Here is a 15826-nt window from a genome sequence, read left to right as displayed (position 1 = left end):
CCGTTGCACTGACGCTCAAACCTGAGGATTATGCCGGGACACCCCGGATTAGAAGGCCTGCGCACGCGCCCGGCACTACTCCGCTCTGTCCGCCGCAGCACCGCAGGAGTGAGCTGTTGAGTCTTTCACCGAATCAGGCCCTCGGTTTTGGCCCTTATCGGATTCATCCCGGGCAACGTTTGGTACTCGAAGGCGAGCAGCCGTTGCGTCTGGGCCGACGGGCGATGGACATCCTCCTGATTCTGCTGGCGCATGCCGGCGAAGTGGTGAGCAAGCAACAATTGATGGCAGGGGTCTGGCCGGACACTGTCGTTGAAGACATCAACTTGCGTGTGCACATGGCGGCGCTGCGCAAGGCGCTCGGTGACGGTCAGGCCGGCCAGCGTTACATCATCACCGTGGCGCAGCGGGGTTACAGTTTCGTCGCACCGGTTTTGCTGAAATCCATGGAGGAGCGCCCTGTGGGCAATGCTGGCGGTCGACACAATCTGCCCTTGCGGCGCACGCGGATGATCGGCCGCCAGCCGCTGGTCGACAGCTTGATGATGCAACTGCCGCGCCAACGCTGCATCACCCTGGTCGGCCCCGGCGGGATCGGTAAAACCACGGTGGCCCTGCGGGTAGCCGAACAGTTGATCGGGCACTATCGCGACGGCATTCGTCTGGTGGATCTGGCACCTCTGAGCGATCCCCGGCTGATCTGTTCACACTTGGCCGCCCTGCTTGATCTGGCACTTCTCGAAGGCGACCCGCAGACAGCACTGGTCAAAGGCCTGCAACAACGGCAGATGCTGTTGTTGCTCGACAACTGCGAGCATTTGATCGATGCCGTCGCAGCGCTTAGTGAAAGCATTCTGCGTGGGGCGCCGCACGTGCATATCCTCGCCACCAGCCGCGAAAGTCTGCGGGCCGAAGGCGAGTACGTACAGCGTCTGGACTCCCTCGAATACCCGCCGATGACGACGATGCTGGATCGTGAGCTAACGCTGAATTTTTCGGCGCTGCAGTTGTTCGTCGAACGAGCGACGGCCGCGCAGGAAAGCTTCGAACTGAACGATGCCCAGTTGCCACAGGCAATCGAGATCTGCCATCGGCTCGACGGCATTCCACTGGCATTGGAACTGGCGGCAGCGCAGGTCACCGAACTCGGACTGGATGGTCTGCTGAGCCAACTGCAAGGCCGTTTACCGCCGCTGGCAGCGGGCAATCAAAGCAGTCTGGAGCGTCATCTCACTCTGCGCGCAACGCTGGACTGGAGTTTCAATCTGCTCGATCGCTGCGAACAAACCTGCCTGCGTCGTCTGGGCGTGTTTCGTGGTGGTTTTACCCTCGAGTCGGCGGCAGCCGTTATCGTCGGTCAGCAGATCGACCCCGGCATGGTGTTTGTGTCGATCACGCAACTGGTGGCCAAATCCCTGCTCGCCGTCGAGGTCGGTGACGAGGACGTGTTCTACCGCTTGCTCGACACCACCCGACGTTACGCGCTGGAAAAACTCGATCACGCCGCCGAATGCGAGGAAACCCGCGAACGCCATGCCGAACGCTGTCTGGCGTTGATGCAGCAGGCGCAGAACGATTGGGAAAACACGCCGACCTTGTTATGGATCGATCGCTACGCCCGAGGGCTGGAAGATTTGCGCGCAGCACTGGACTGGAGCCTGAACGGTGTCGGCCCTGGTGGTTTGGGGATTCGGCTGACGGCGGCGTCGGCACCCTTGTGGCAGGAGTTGTCGCTGCTCAAGGAGTACGGCGCCTATGTGCGCCGGGCGCTGAGCCTGTTTGATGAACTGCACGAACCCTGCCCGCGCCTGAAAGTCGCCCTCAAACTGGCCCTTGGCAGTGCCTGCTACCACACGTGGGGTGGCACGGCGGAAACCATCCAGGCCTTCGCCGAAGCCCGCCAGTTGGCCCACGAGCACGACGACGTTGCCGGACAATTGCGCGCAGTCTCCGGGCACATGGCGGTCAACCTCAGTTGCGGGCACTACCGCATGGCGCTGGCACAGAGCGAGCACTTCGACCGCCTCGGCCTGCACGGCGACCCGCTGTTGTCACTGAGTACCCACCGCTTGCGCGTATTGGCTCTGCATTATGCCGGCGACCAATTGCAGGCGCGCATCCACGCCGAACAGGTCCTCCAGCGCATGGCGCACAGCGGCCATGTCAACCGTTTCACTCATGGCTTTGGCGTGCAGTACGACCAGAGCGTCGCGTCGCTGACGGTGCTGGCACGGGTGTTGTGGATGCAGGGTCTGCCAGAGCAAGCGTGGCGCACGGCGCGGCAGGCACTGGACATTGCCGTGCAAATCGACCATGGCACTTCGATTTGCTACACCCTGGCGCTGGCCAGTTGCCTGATCGCTCATTACAACGGCGATCAGCAAAACGCCCGGGCGCTATTGCAGTTGCTGCTCGAGCAGTCGCAGAAACATTCGGTGCTGCTGTTCAACACTTGGGCGCGGCACTACGCGCAGGTGATCGAACCACAAGTCAGTGCGCCTGTGTCGACAGGCAGCGGCGGGCTGATCGGGGAAATCATGGTGACTCTGGATGACCGTTTTGTCGACGACGCGCTGCTTGAGCGGGCGCTGAGTGGTGATGCGGGGTGGAGCACGGCGGAGATTCTGCGGGCTCGGGCGGATACGTTATTGAAGGGAGGGATGGTTTGTCTGGGCGGGCCTCTTCGCGAGCAGGCTCGCTCCCACACTGGTTCCGAGTACATCCAGAATTCCTGTGGGAGCGAGCTTGCTCGCGAAGGTGTCCCTCAGGAAGCCGAAGCACTCCTGCAACAATCCCTGACCATCGCCCGTACTCAAGGCGCGCTCGCCTGGGAACTGCGCAGCGCCACTTCATTGGCGCAACTCTGGCAGCGTCAGTCACGCTGTCGCGAGGCGCTGGATTTGCTCAGTCCGATCTATCAACGTTTCACCGAGGGCTACGCGACCCCGGACCTGCGCAAGGTGCACTTGCTGATCGACGAATTACGCGAGGGCGCGCACGTCTGAAGCCCGGCGAATCCGCTTGATGTAACGTGCATGCCGGCGTTCAAGATCAATCCCCTCACCACTGCGCTCAAGTTCCGTGCGGGCATAGCACCGGGTGGTATTGAGCATCCGGTACCGGCCTGCACTGGCGCCGCGTTCCAGTGACAGCCAAGACTTCTGCGCCAGGCCTTCGATGATCGCGGCCAACTCCGACACAGCCAGTCGCGGGCAACTGATCACCGCCAACGCAGCCTCCAGCGTAAACGCCAGTTTGAACACCGATAGGCGTTGCAGCACGCGTTGTTCCTGCTCACTCAAGCATTGATAGCTCCAGTCGAGTGCCGCCTGCATGGATTGGTGCCGCGCCACTGCAGTGCGCCGGCCATGGCTGAGTACTTGCAGGCCGTTGGCCATTTGCGCTTGCAAACCTACCAGCGCCAGCGCATCGATCTGCGCCGCCGCCAGTTCGATCGCCAGCGGCAAACCATCGAGTTGACGACAGATCTCAAGCACGGCACTGACATCCTGCTCGCGCAAGCGGAAATCATGCTGTCGCGCCCGCGCACGGCTGACGAACAACTGCACCGAGGAATGTCCCATGGCTTCAGTGATGCAATTGGCTGCCGAGCGCTTCGGAATGGCCAGCGCTGGAACACGCTGCAGGGTTTCCAGACTGACCTGTAAGGCTTCACGACTGGTGGCGAGGATCGACAGTCGAGGCGCGGCGTCGAGCAACGTTTCAACCGCTAATCTGCAAGCATCGCGGCGGTGGTCACAGTTATCCAGCAGCAGCAACGCATGGCGAGTCGACAGCCCGGTCAAATCGCTCTTCAGGGTGCGCAGCACATGGTCGAGCAGCGGCGTGTGGTCGTCGATCAAGCTCAGATCTACTTGCCATACACCGTCTCTGTAGTACTGCAAAAGCAGTTCCGCGACCCGCAGCGCCACGGTGGACTTACCTACGCCCGGCGCTCCGGTGATGGTCATCAACCGACACAGCGGCATTTGTCGCACCAACCCACCAACCAGCGAGTCACGACCGGTGACCGAGGTCAGTCGCGCTGGCAAATTATGCTGGGGTGTCTGCAAGCCCTCGAAAACCACTTGCGCGGCGCTGTCGCAGCGGACCGGGGCGATAAAGCTGTAACCGCATTGTGGTACATGGACGATGTAACGCTGACCGTTTTCGCCGTCACTCAACGCTCGCCTGAGTGCTGCGATGTGCACACGCAGGTTGATCTCCTCGACCACCGACGTCGGCCATACCAGCGCGATCAACTGCTCCTTTCTGACCACTCGACCGGCACGCTCGACCAGCACTTGCAGAATGTCCAGCGCGCGACCGCCCATGCGCAAGGGCCGATCTCCATCGAGTATCAGCCGTTGCCGCAGATGGAAGGCGTAAGGGCCGAAATGCAGCACCGACGCCGTGTTCAAATCGTTGAGGCTATCCATGCCAACTATCTTGGCAGCCTCAGATGACGCGACAACCGCTACACGAGGCGCAGCACGGACATCCGAGTGCGCCAGACGGACACAAGCGCTCTAGCTGAACTGTTCGCGGTATTGCGCGGGAGTCAGGCCGAGCTTTTCAGCGAACAGCGAACGCATGTGCCGCACACTGCCGAAACCACTTTTGTAAGCCACGGTTTTAAGCGGCAGATCACTGGTTTCCAGCAGATTGCGCGCGCAATCGATGCGCGCACTTTGCAGAAACTCCATCGGCGTCATGTGGATGTCGCGGGTGAACACCCGCGCAAAATGCCGCGCACTCATGTTGGCAATGGCGGCCATGCGCTCGACCGTAAAGGCTTCGTCGAGATGCTCCAGCACATAGCTTTGTGCGCGGGTGATCGGCGTTTCCTGTGGCGCCACGGCAGCCATCAGCGGACTGAACTGCGCTTGACCGCCCTGCCGCTTCATCACCACCAGCAGGACTTTGGCGACATCCTGGGCGAGTTTTTTGCCGTGATCGCGGGCGATCACGGCCAGCGCCATATCGATGCCGGCAGTGACGCCACCCGAGGTGATCAGATTGCGATCCTCGACATAGATCTGATCGGTCGTGACATGGGCTTTGGGGAATCCCTTGATCAGACGTTCGGTGTAGTTCCAGTGCGTGGTCACACGGTAGCCATCAAGTAATCCGGCATGCCCCAACACAAACGCGCCGGTGCAGATCGAACCGTAATATTCAACGCGCCGGACGGCGTCTTTGAGCCAGGCAAACAACGACGGAAACTGCTGGTTGTAGGCACCGGGGCCTCCCGGCACCAGCAGCAAATCATAACGTTCGGTGTCGCCGCCAATGGTCCGGTCCGCCTGCACCATCACACCATTGGAGGCCCGCAGCGGTCCATCTTCGGTGCCAAGCGTGATCAATTGATAATGCGCATCGGGTTTCAGATACCGATTGGCAACCGAAAAAACCTCCAATGGCCCGGCCATGTCGAGCAGGAGAAAGTCGGGGAACAGCACCATTGCCACGGTTTTCATGGGAGGACATCACTTCAATCAAAGAAACATGAGACAGGCCAGACATTATGGCCAACTGTAGCCGTTTGAGCGCAAAAGTTTTGTGTGACGGCTATCGCAAAACTGTCAACCTGAAAGGGACAGTCTTTCAATTTTCATCTACTTATTGCGCAATCCAGTAAACAGTAACCTTCTCCTCACTCGGACGAATTCACGTCCCGCAAGGAGATTTCATCATGCTGACTCTTCGCAAAGCCTCCGATCGTGGCCTCGCCAATCATGGCTGGTTGAAGTCCTTTCACACCTTTTCCTTCGCCAGCTATCGCAACCCTCGCGAACAGGGTTTTTCCGACCTGCTGGTGATTAACGATGACCGCGTTGCCGCGGGCAAAGGCTTCGGCCAGCACCCGCATCGCGACATGGAGATCTTTTCCTATGTGCTGGAAGGTGCGCTAGAACACAAGGACACACTGGGCACCGGTTCGGTCATTCGTCCAGGCGACGTACAATTAATGAGCGCAGGCAGCGGCGTGGCGCACAGCGAGTTCAACCATTCAGCGATCAAACCGGTGCACTTCCTGCAGATCTGGATTGTGCCGGAGGTTGCCGGAGCCAAACCGCGCTATCAACAAGAGCATTTCAGCGCCGAGAAAAAACGCGGTCGCCTGCAGTTGATCATTTCACCGGACGGCAAGCACGGTTCGCTCAAGGTGCGTCAGGATGCACGGGTCTTCGCCGGGCTGTTCGACGGCAAGGAAAGCGCCACACTGGAACTGGCTGCCAACCGCTATGCCTATGTGCATGTCGCGCGTGGCAGCGTTGAACTCAATGGCCAGCCATTGCACGAAGGTGACGGCGTGCGGGTTCGCGAAGAACAGTTGCTGACCTTGAGCAACGGTGTCGATGCCGAAGTGCTGGTGTTCGACCTGCGGCCGCAGGAATTGCCAGAGATGCCATGACGCGGTGTTTCAATGCTCACGAAAAACGGCCTTCTTTGAAGGCCGTTTTCTATTGTGCTGATTCGGGTGCTTGTTGCGAAGCAGGTCTGGGTGCGCCTATATCTTTACCTACCTGGATCACCGCGAGTGTCGTCTGCAAGGTGGTTAACACCGCTGCCTGATTGGCGAAGTGCGCCCCCACGACGATGGTGATCATTCCGAGAAAATGGACGGCTGTCGTCGCCCAGTAATGCGCCTTCACTGTCGAGGCTTGTTTGATGGCTTCTTTTGAATCTTCGGCGATTTGTTGTACACCGTCCCACATCAAATCGTATCGTTTGTCCCTCTCCGCCTGAGTCAAAAGATAAGCATCGATTTTTGCCGACACACCCTCGAACCGAGCGTCCATCCTGGTCTCAATGGTTTCGATCCGGGCATTGAATTCTTCACGGCTTATTGCGTTCATGGCTTGAGTATTCCGGGTTTTACTCGATAGATCACTGATTGGATTTTGACTGAATTCCGAGGTTTTCAATTCGACACCTTCCTGGGTCTACATACCGTCCCTGGTATTAAGTCGGTGAGTTTCCAACGCCCCTCACCGAGCTGATGAAACGGTAGGCCCCATCCAGAATGCTGACAAGCCGGGCGATTCTGCCTCTGGTGTAGGCCGTTTCGTCAGAGGTTGTAGCCCTGCCAAAACAGCATCTACCTATTCATTCTCCGACGCGAACACATCGACAATCTGCTCAATCACCGCCCTCACCCGCGCGGTGTGGCGCAGGTCCGCGTGGGTTACCAGCCATACCTCATACGGGAGCGGCGTAGTGCGCTCCGGCCATAGCCTGATCAAGCCATCGCGCTCACCCATGTATACCGGGATTTCTCCTACACCCAACCCTGCTGTAATCGAACGACGGACGAGCAAACTGGAACTGAGGCTGGCGACGATCCGACCGCGACTCAACGGCTCCGATACCAACGTCAGGTCCTTTTTGCCTTGCAGATACGGTTGATAAACCACCAGATCATGCCCTTCAAATGCCGTGCCCGGCGGCGGCACTCCATTGGCATCTATATAGGCTTGGGAAGCAAACAGCCCCACCGGCCATCGGGCAATGCGCCGGGCAATCAGGTCAGGGTTGTCCGGCCGGGTGTTGCGCACGGCGATATCCGCCTCACGCTTGGCGAGGCTGAGAATCTGTGTGGACGCATCCAGTTGCACGCGCACGTGCGGGTGCTGCTCGTGCAAGCGGGCAATCGCCGGAATCAGAAAATCGATGGCCAGCGAATCCGTGGTGCTGACGCGCACCGTGCCAGTCAGACGATCGTCCAAGCCTTGAATCTGCCGCTCCAGCTCCAGCGCCGAATGCTCCATTTTCTCCACGCTTTTAAGCGCTGCTTCGCCGACCGCCGTCAACGCGTACCCGTCAGAGGTGCGCAGGAACAACGTCGCGCTCAGGGACTTTTCCAGTGCCGTGATGCGCCGCCCGACGGTTGCCTGATCCACCGCCAAAACCCTCGCTGCACCGCGCAGCGTCGATTCGCGGCAAACGGCAAGAAATACCCGTGCGTCATCCCAATTCATGCTGTCTCCAGGCGATGCAAATTCGCATCAGCGTGCCGCTTAATCGCTGCATTAACGCAGCAACGATAGCCGATATGCTGAACGCCATAAACCTTCCGCGAGATCGCTATCATGCGCACTTCAACCTCCACCGGCATCTGGCTGTCGATCTTCGCTGGCCTCTGCGCCAGCCTGGTCAGCATCGGACTGGCGCGTTTCGCTTACACCCCGTTGATCCCTTCGCTGATTGAGGCGCAGTGGTTCAGCGCCAATGATGTGGTCTACCTCGGAGCCGCCAATCTGGTGGGTTATCTGATCGGCGCCCTGCTCGGCCGGCCTGCAGCACGCCAACTCGGCAATAAAAATGCCTTGCGGCTGATGATGCTGGTGGTCACGGCGGCATTTTTTGCCTGCGCGTTTCCGTTGTCGGTGAGCTGGTTCTTCGGCTGGCGGCTGCTGTCCGGGATTGCCGGCGGCGCGATCATGGTTCTAGTGGCCGCGACAGTACTGCCGCATGTCCCGGCGGCGCGTAAAGGGCTGGCCAGTGGCGCGATTTTTCTGGGTATCGGTCTCGGCATTGCCGGTTCCGGGACGCTGGTGCCACCGCTGTTGAGCCTTGGCTTGCAGGCAACGTGGCTGGGCCTGGGGGCTTTGGCCTTGTTGCTGACGGTGCTGAGCTGGTTTGCCTGGCCGTCTGATTTCCTGCACCCGGTCGTTGCGCAAGAAATAGTGCCCGTAGAACCAACACCGCGTGGTGTGTACTTGCTGTTCGCTCAATACGCTTTTATGGCAGCCGGCCTGGTGCCCGCCATGGTGTTTCTGGTGGATTACGTGGCGCGTGGACTCGGTGCCGGGGCGCATATAGGCGCGTTGATCTGGGTGATGTACGGCTTGGGCGCGATTGTCGGCCCGGTGAGTTATGGCTTTCTCGCCGATCAACTGGGCGCACGGTCCGGCATTCGTCTGGTGCTGGTGGTGCAGGCGATTGCCCTAGGACTGCTGGCGATCTCCCACTCGTTTCTCGCGCTGGCGTTGCTGGCGGTGATTCTCGGTTCATTTCCGCCGGGCATTGTGCCGCTGGCGCTGGCTCGGGTGCATGAATTGGTGCCGGAGCACCATCGCCAGCAAATCGCCTGGAGCCGTGCCACGGTGTCATTCGCCACGTTTCAGGCGCTGGCCGGGTTTGCCTATTCGGCGCTGTTCAATGCCAGCAGCGGGCATCACGCGTTGTTGTTCGTTATTGCCGCTGGCGCGATCGTCGTGGCGCTGCTGCTGGAGCAAGCCATGAAATGGCTGCCCGCCCCGGTTGAACGGCGCTGCTGTGCAAATTGAAGGGAATCATTGCTTGCGCAGCACGCTCCCACTTACACAACTCAAGCCAAGAGGAATCGATATGTCCCTGCCCAGCGAAATGACCCGAATCGAAATCACCGAGCCCGGTGGACCCGAGGTCTTGCAACCCCGCCGCGTACCGCTGCCAGTCGCCGCAGAGGGCGAGGTGTTGATCCGCGTACACGCCGCCGGAATCAACCGGCCGGACGCCTTGCAGCGCGCCGGCAAATACCCGATGAAACCCGGCATGAACCCGATTCCCGGGCTGGAGGTCGCCGGTGAAGTCGTGGCGCTCGGGGCGGGTGTCAATCAGTTCGCCGTGGGCGACAAAGTCTGCGCGCTGACCAATGGCGGCGGTTATGCCGAATACTGCGCCGTCCCCGCCGGCCAGACCCTGCCGATTCCCGACGGCCTGGACTGGGTGCACGCCGCCGCGATCCCGGAAACCTTCTTTACCGTATGGGCCAACCTGTTCGGCCTCGGTGGCGCCAGCCGTGGTCAACGCGCATTGATTCATGGTGGCACCAGCGGCATCGGTACTACCGCACTGATGCTGTGCCGAGAATTCGGCATAGAAGCGTTTGCCACCGCCGGCAGCCCGGACAAATGCGCAGCGATCAGCAACCTTGGCGGCTTGCCGATCAACTATCGCGAGGAGGAGTTCGCCAAGGTCATCGCCGATAAAACCGCAGGCCAGGGCGTCAATGTGATCCTCGACATCATGGGCGGCTCGTATCTCAACGATAACGTCAGCGCTTTGGCGATGGATGGCCGTCTGGTCATGCTCGGTTTCCTCGGCGGCGCACGGGCCAACGACTTTGATCTGCTGGCAATGATGGCCAAACGCGCGGTGATCACCGGCTCCCTCTTGCGTGCCCGTACCGCTGCTGAAAAAGCCGCAATTGCCGATCAACTGCGCGAGCACGTATGGCCAGCACTGTCTGCCGGGCGCTGCCTGCCGATGATCGACAAGGTTTATTCACTCAACGACGCGGCTCAGGCTCACGCACACATGGAGGCTGGCGACCATATCGGCAAGATCGTGCTGCAGGTCGTGTAAGTCTTTGCAGCATTTGGTAATCGTTGCGCCGGGGCGGTGGTCGAAAAACTCACGCGCAGACCGAGGCATCTGGTAAAAAGCCTTCTTTGTCTGCGCCTGGGTGAAACGTTTAATGTTCCTGTCCTTCATGACGCGTCTGCGACGCCGCCGTTTGGCGTTTGCCTGCATGGCCGCGCTGATTATCGGCGTGCCGACCAGTTGTGCCGTACTCGAACACACCGAACGCAAACTGCTGTTTCGCATCGAACCGGGCACCGCCGGTTGGTATCGCGGCTTGCCCGGCAGCGTGCAGGAACTCGACCTGCAGCCGAAGAGCTTCAATGCCGGGGAAAACATTCATGCCTGGTGGTGGCCGGCGGAAAAGGCCAATGCGCCGGCCATTCTCTATCTGCATGGCGTGCGCTGGAACCTCACCGGGCAGTTGTTTCGCATCGAACAATTGCGCGCGGCGGGTTATTCGGTGTTGGCCATCGACTATCGCGGTTTCGGCAAGAGTCACGGTGATCTGCCATCGGAAAGCAGTGTCTACGAAGACGCACGCGTGGCGTGGGAGCGCTTCAAACTGCTGCAACCGGATCCGGCCAAACGCCTGATCTACGGGCATTCCCTGGGCGGCGCCGTGGCGATCGATCTGGCAGCGGAACTTGGGCAGGCCGCCGCCCGCGATCACTCCGCGCTACCCGTGCGCGGACTGGTGATCGAGTCCACGTTTACCACGCTGGCAGATGTCGCCGCCTCTGTGGCCAACACTTCATTGCCGGTGCGCTGGCTGCTGTCGCAAAAATTCGATTCGATCGACAAGATCGCCGACATTCACATGCCGCTGCTGGTGGTTCACGGTCTGGCTGATGCTTTCGTTCCTCCGCGCTTCAGCGAGCAACTGTTCAACGCCGCGCAACAGCCCAAGCGCCTGTTGCTGGTGCCAGGAGCGACGCACAACAACAGCATGGCACTCGGCGGGCAGAATTATCGCAAGGCGCTCGACAGCCTGATGCAGAGCAAACCAGCGCCGCGGATGGCCGGACCGGCGACCGTGCGCAGCGGGCGGGACACTTAACGGTAACCGCGCGCCTGCAAATCGAACAGTTGCGCGTAATGCCCCGCAGCGGCGACCAGTTGATCGTGGCCACCCTGCTCCAGAATCCGGCCTTGTTGCAGGACGATGATGTGGTCGGCATTGCGCACGCTGGAAAAACGATGGGAAATCAGCAAGGTCATGCGTCCTTCACTGTGCTGGCTGAAATGCTCGAACACCGCCGCTTCGGCCGCCGGATCGAGGGCGGACGTCGGCTCATCGAGGATCAGAATGTCGGCCTCACGGCGCATGTAAGCGCGGGACAAGGCAATCTTCTGCCACTGCCCGCCAGACAATTCCTGGCCCCCGGCAAACCAGCGTCCCAATTGCGTGGCATACCCCTTGTCCAGTCCTTCGATAAAGGGCGCCGCCATCCCTTGGGCAGCCGCCTCTTTCCATCGTTGCGAATCGTTGAACGCCAAGGTATCGCCGACGCCGATGTTTTCTCCGACGCTGAACTGATAGCGGATGTAGTCCTGAAAAATCACGCCAATACGTCGACGTAACGCGGTCTCCTGCCAATCCTGCAAATCACTGCCGTCGAGCAGGATGCGCCCTTGATCAGGACGATAGAGCCGGGTCAGTAACTTGATCAGCGTGGTCTTGCCTGAACCGTTCTCTCCGACCAACGCCATGCTCTGGCCTGGCACCAGTTGCAGGTCAATATTTTCCAGTGCCGGTCGACTGGCACCCGGATAACGGAAACCGACGTTTTCGAAACGCAAACCATCGCCCGGGCAGGCACCGACCGTCAGGTGGCCGCTATCGACCTGAACCGGTTCGGCTAGATATTCATAAAGACTGGTCAGGTAGAGGCCGTCTTCGTACAGGCCGCTGATTGCACTCAGGCTGCTGCTCACCGCGCTTTGGCCTTGCTTGAACAACACCAGATACATGGTCATCTGGCCAAGACTGATCTGGCCATGCACAGCATCAATCACCACCCAGGCATAGGCCACGTAAAAAGCCGCCGTACCGAGCAGACCGAGGCCGAAACCCCAGCCGTCGCGCCGCAACGTCAGGCGTCGATCTTCGGCATACAACCTGGCGAACGTGTCGCGGTAGCGTTGCAGCAACAGTGGTGCAAAACCGAACAGCTTGACCTCTTTGATATAGGTTTCGTGGGACAGCAAGGTTTCGATGTAATTCTGCTGCCGACTCTCCGGCGCGCGGCGGGTGAACAGGCGAAAGGCGTCACCGGAAAAATGCGCCTCGGCAAAGAACACCGGCAATGCTCCGACCACCAGCAGCACCAGCGCCCAAGGGGAGAAATGCACCAGCAGCACACCAAAGCTGATCAGCATGATCAGGTTTTGAATCAAGCCCAACGACTTCATGACCAGCGCCAATGGCCGGGTCGAAGCCTCGCGACGCACACGCACCAGTTTGTCGTAGAACTCGGAGTTCTCGAACTGCACCAGTGACAGGGTCTGTGCTTTCTCCAGGATCAGCGTATTGACCTTCTGCCCTAACTGCACCCGCAACAGCGACTGCTGCACCGAGAGCGCCCGTTGCGTGCCGGACAACAGCGCCAACACCCCGGCCTCCAACAAAACGTAACACAACACCGGCCACAGCGGCGCACTGCCGTGTTGCGCGTGCAGCTGCATCGCTGCGACCACGGCATCGACAATTCGCTGCCCCAACCATGCCGCCAGTGCCGGCAGCAACCCGGCCACCAACGTTGCCAGCACCAGCCCCAGAAACAAGCCACGCGATGTCTCCCAGACCAGGCGCAAGGCGCGCTGCGCCTGATCGAACAAGGACGTGAAGCGTGATAGATCAGGCATGGGGCGTTGGACTCTGCGGGCGATGGTGGTGCGTCATGGTACTCCAGCGCTTGGACTGAATTTCACACAACGACCGCGTTATCGTCGAAGCGCTTTTCAGAACAAAAACATCTGGAAGACTCAGGCCTTTCCGGCGTCCAACGCTCTGCTATGTTTTAACCGCCTAACGCGGAACCCGGCGAACACCCGCCATGCTCCGCGCCTGACTGCCGGGAGCAGAGACATGAGAATCGACCCGTACCTGATCTTCAACGGTGACTGCCGCGAGGCCTTCACCTTTTACCAGCAAGCCTTACAAGGAAAGCTCGAAGCGATGATGTCATTCGGCGAGACACCCGCCGCCGAGCATGTGCCCAAAGAACACCACAATCTGATCATCCACACCTGCCTGAAAGTGGGTGATCAGATGATCATGGCCTCGGACACCACACCCGACCGCCCGACTCAAGGCATGAGCGGCTGCTCGATTTCGCTGAATGTCGACAGCATCGCTGAAGCTGAGCAGGTGTTTAACGCTCTGGCCAAGGACGGCCGCATCGATATGCCGCTGGAGGCGACTTTCTGGGCGGTGCGCTTCGGCATGCTGGTGGATCGTTTTGGCGTATCGTGGATGGTCAATTGCGAGAGCGAAAAGTGAGACAAACTTTTCGCCAGGCATGAAAAAGCCCAACCGGTTCAGGTTGGGCTTTTTGCTTCAGCGCTGGGCCAGTTCGTGGCGTACGCATTGTTCATAATAGGTCTGCTTGACCGCTGCGGGTTTGAGCTTTGATGGACTGTCGTAGGTCTGCTCGGTGATCCCCATCGCAGTCATGCGCATCCACGGCTGCTGGAACTTGCGCACCTGCAGGCGTTTGCGCGCGCCATACAGCGAAATCCCCGCAAGCTTTGACTGCTGCGCGCCGGCGGCGATGTCCGAACCCCATACACAGGCAAAACGATGACTCTTGCTCAACTCTTTCGCCTGAACCCCACAGGCGATGACAGCCAGGGAAAGCGTTGCAACGGTTATGACAATCGTCCGCATATAGCCAACCTAACCTTTTGAAAAAAGGCGATTTTGCCGGGGAAGCGAAAGTCCGGGGGCCAGCAATTTGCCTTCTCGCCACTCGTCCGGTGGCCCGCACCTTTCGCCTCTCAGCACTTCCAAACTGAACACCCCTCAGTGGAGCGTACAGATAATGAACAAGAATATTGCTGCCCTGTCCCTCGCCAGTCTGCTGCTCATTGGCCCTGCCTGCACATTGGCTGCCGAGGAGACTAACGCTGGGTCTGCTGCCCCGCCGACCGCCCTGCCAAGAGTCAATTCCGGCAGCAAACAATCCAATGAAGAAAAGGCGAACAAGAAAGGCGAGGAATCGTCAGGCGGCAACGCAGGCGCGCAATCGCACGAAACGGAAAAGGACGCTGCGACTTCGAGTGACTCGGATGACATCAAGAAGAAGCCTGCACAATAGCCGTTCTTTTTCCGTCTCGCGGTGAGCTCCAAACATTGCAACTAGCGAGCCTGGCACCATGAATACACGCTAGCCGCGCTGGCATCGCATAAAGGGACACGTACTGAAAAGGCCAATACTGAATGCATTGGCCTTTTTAAATGAATTATACGACCGGGACAGAGTAACTCTGATAGTCGCCCAGTGGCACCTCCTGTTTGTGCTCGCCCCAAGCCCCACCCTTTATTGATTTGTAGTACCAGAAAAACCCACCGACAGCACAGCTACCAAAATTAAAATCGAACGAAACATGAGACCATCATAATCCCGCACAAATAGAAACGCCAAGAACCACTCTTAGTTCGTGAACTTGTCCTTTGTATATTGAGTACCAATGGGATCACCAAGAGAATTTGTCGGTGTTAGTGTCCGTCCTCCTGCAGAAACAAACCTAAGTTGGAGGGAACCGTCATTGTCATCAAGACCGTCAAACGTGTCATTGATCATCATCCACACATCCTCACCACCGCTGAACGCCCCTCGCAGACCCAGCGCCTCTGGCGATCCATGCTCACCGACTCTGAATATTGCCTGCCCCACTATTGCCTTCTCGCCGCTATAAGGATATTTCTTGTCCCCCTTATCAATATTCATAATGTAGTAGTTGCCCTTGCCTACACCATATCCTTTAGCATCACAGGTTCTGGCGTCTCGCTCGCGAGTATTGAAGCACCATGTACCATCTGCATAAAGATTGCCTGCCGAAGGGATTTTCCCGATACGTTGCCAGCCTTTATTCGCATGAATTTTACTTTCCATTTAGCAACACCTCATCAACAAAGAATAGAATTCTGCCTGCAGCAAAAAACTATAGCTCGATATTTTTTGGCGTCAAATAAACTTACGACCTATACACTTCTATATACCAGAGCTATAACGCAACATCAGCACTATGGCGCTATTTCGAAAGTGTTAAGTTGTTAAAGCAAGAGACTTGATTACCCCCAAAAGACGCGACACGCTGGAAGTAATGTCGTCTGACATCGGAAATAATGGCTTTCATCGACATCTTGCCTGCCTGAAGCGCAATGAGTCTGCGGATGTCCGCGTTGGTGATGAGGTTACTCGCTGAGCATGCATTGGTGCAGTCGTGGCGAATACGACCGCATGAC

General features: G+C 58.8%; 14 protein-coding genes. 7 read left to right on the top strand and 7 right to left on the bottom strand.

Translation table 11 applies throughout. The annotated features are described in order from the left end of the window. Nucleotides 1–116: 116 nt before the first annotated feature. Nucleotides 117–3005 (top strand): ATP-binding protein, encoded by a 2889-nt coding sequence (locus ACM6IN_RS03890; protein WP_414915434.1) that lies wholly within the window; start codon nucleotides 117–119, stop codon nucleotides 3003–3005. Here ACM6IN_RS03890 and ACM6IN_RS03885 read toward each other — a convergent pair. Then, on the bottom strand, nucleotides 2982–4439 hold the full coding sequence (locus tag ACM6IN_RS03885) for an ATP-binding protein (protein WP_414915433.1): 1458 nt from the start codon (nucleotides 4437–4439) through the stop codon (nucleotides 2982–2984). The genes ACM6IN_RS03890 and ACM6IN_RS03885 overlap by 24 nt on opposite strands. Nucleotides 4440–4529: 90 nt before the next feature. After that, a complete protein-coding gene (locus ACM6IN_RS03880; protein ID WP_007913509.1) occupies nucleotides 4530–5480 on the bottom strand; it encodes a GlxA family transcriptional regulator in 951 nt (316 codons plus the stop codon). A gap of 215 nt (nucleotides 5481–5695) precedes the next feature. On the opposite strand from ACM6IN_RS03880, the gene ACM6IN_RS03875 reads away from it, so the two are divergent. Beyond that, the gene (locus tag ACM6IN_RS03875) at nucleotides 5696–6418 is read left to right on the top strand and encodes a pirin family protein (protein ID WP_007913508.1); all 723 of its coding nucleotides are present in this window, start codon (nucleotides 5696–5698) and stop codon (nucleotides 6416–6418) included. A 49-nt stretch (nucleotides 6419–6467) separates the two neighbouring features. Here ACM6IN_RS03875 and ACM6IN_RS03870 read toward each other — a convergent pair whose 3' ends face one another. Together ACM6IN_RS03870 and ACM6IN_RS03865 are read right to left on the bottom strand one after the other, a co-directional pair. Then, nucleotides 6468–6932: a hypothetical protein gene (locus tag ACM6IN_RS03870; RefSeq protein ID WP_414915432.1), complete on the bottom strand. Its 465-nt coding sequence runs from the start codon at nucleotides 6930–6932 to the stop codon at nucleotides 6468–6470. 177 nt (nucleotides 6933–7109) lie between these two features. Continuing rightward, nucleotides 7110–7985, bottom strand: coding sequence for a LysR family transcriptional regulator (locus ACM6IN_RS03865; RefSeq protein ID WP_414915431.1), 876 nt, complete (start codon nucleotides 7983–7985; stop codon nucleotides 7110–7112). A 111-nt stretch (nucleotides 7986–8096) separates the two neighbouring features. Between ACM6IN_RS03865 and ACM6IN_RS03860 the strand changes: the two genes are divergently transcribed. From ACM6IN_RS03860 to ACM6IN_RS03850, 3 genes are all read left to right on the top strand, one after another. After that, the gene (locus ACM6IN_RS03860) at nucleotides 8097–9296 is read left to right on the top strand and encodes a YbfB/YjiJ family MFS transporter (protein ID WP_007913505.1); all 1200 of its coding nucleotides are present in this window, start codon (nucleotides 8097–8099) and stop codon (nucleotides 9294–9296) included. A gap of 61 nt (nucleotides 9297–9357) precedes the next feature. Then, entirely contained in the window at nucleotides 9358–10356 is a 999-nt protein-coding gene (locus ACM6IN_RS03855; protein ID WP_095111659.1) for an NAD(P)H-quinone oxidoreductase, read from the top strand. 112 nt (nucleotides 10357–10468) lie between these two features. After that, entirely contained in the window at nucleotides 10469–11413 is a 945-nt protein-coding gene (locus ACM6IN_RS03850) for an alpha/beta hydrolase (protein ID WP_414915430.1), read from the top strand. Here the strand turns inward: ACM6IN_RS03850 and ACM6IN_RS03845 are convergent. Continuing rightward, entirely contained in the window at nucleotides 11410–13221 is a 1812-nt protein-coding gene (locus ACM6IN_RS03845) for an ABC transporter ATP-binding protein (RefSeq protein ID WP_414915429.1), read from the bottom strand. The genes ACM6IN_RS03850 and ACM6IN_RS03845 overlap by 4 nt on opposite strands. A 223-nt stretch (nucleotides 13222–13444) precedes the next feature. On the opposite strand from ACM6IN_RS03845, the gene ACM6IN_RS03840 reads away from it, so the two are divergent. After that, nucleotides 13445–13858, top strand: coding sequence for a VOC family protein (locus ACM6IN_RS03840; protein ID WP_123374823.1), 414 nt, complete (start codon nucleotides 13445–13447; stop codon nucleotides 13856–13858). A gap of 57 nt (nucleotides 13859–13915) precedes the next feature. Here ACM6IN_RS03840 and ACM6IN_RS03835 read toward each other — a convergent pair whose 3' ends face one another. Then, nucleotides 13916–14245: a hypothetical protein gene (locus ACM6IN_RS03835; RefSeq protein WP_007913493.1), complete on the bottom strand. Its 330-nt coding sequence runs from the start codon at nucleotides 14243–14245 to the stop codon at nucleotides 13916–13918. Nucleotides 14246–14399: 154 nt separating this feature from the next. Between ACM6IN_RS03835 and ACM6IN_RS03830 the strand changes: the two genes are divergently transcribed. Beyond that, on the top strand, nucleotides 14400–14675 hold the full coding sequence (locus tag ACM6IN_RS03830; RefSeq protein ID WP_414915428.1) for a hypothetical protein: 276 nt from the start codon (nucleotides 14400–14402) through the stop codon (nucleotides 14673–14675). Between the two features lie 336 nt (nucleotides 14676–15011). On the opposite strand, the gene ACM6IN_RS03825 is transcribed toward ACM6IN_RS03830, so the two are convergent. After that, nucleotides 15012–15473 carry a hypothetical protein gene (locus ACM6IN_RS03825; RefSeq protein WP_007913491.1) on the bottom strand — a complete coding sequence of 154 codons (462 nt, stop codon included), beginning with the start codon at nucleotides 15471–15473 and terminating at the stop codon, nucleotides 15012–15014. Nucleotides 15474–15826: the final 353 nt, after the last annotated feature.

Origin of the sequence: Pseudomonas sp. IT-P395 (genome assembly GCF_949767675.1) — a bacterium.
Classification (GTDB): Bacteria; Pseudomonadota; Gammaproteobacteria; order Pseudomonadales; family Pseudomonadaceae; genus Aquipseudomonas.
The sequence above is the reverse complement of the archived record's forward strand: the minus strand, read 5'-3'. Positions and strand labels throughout refer to the sequence as shown.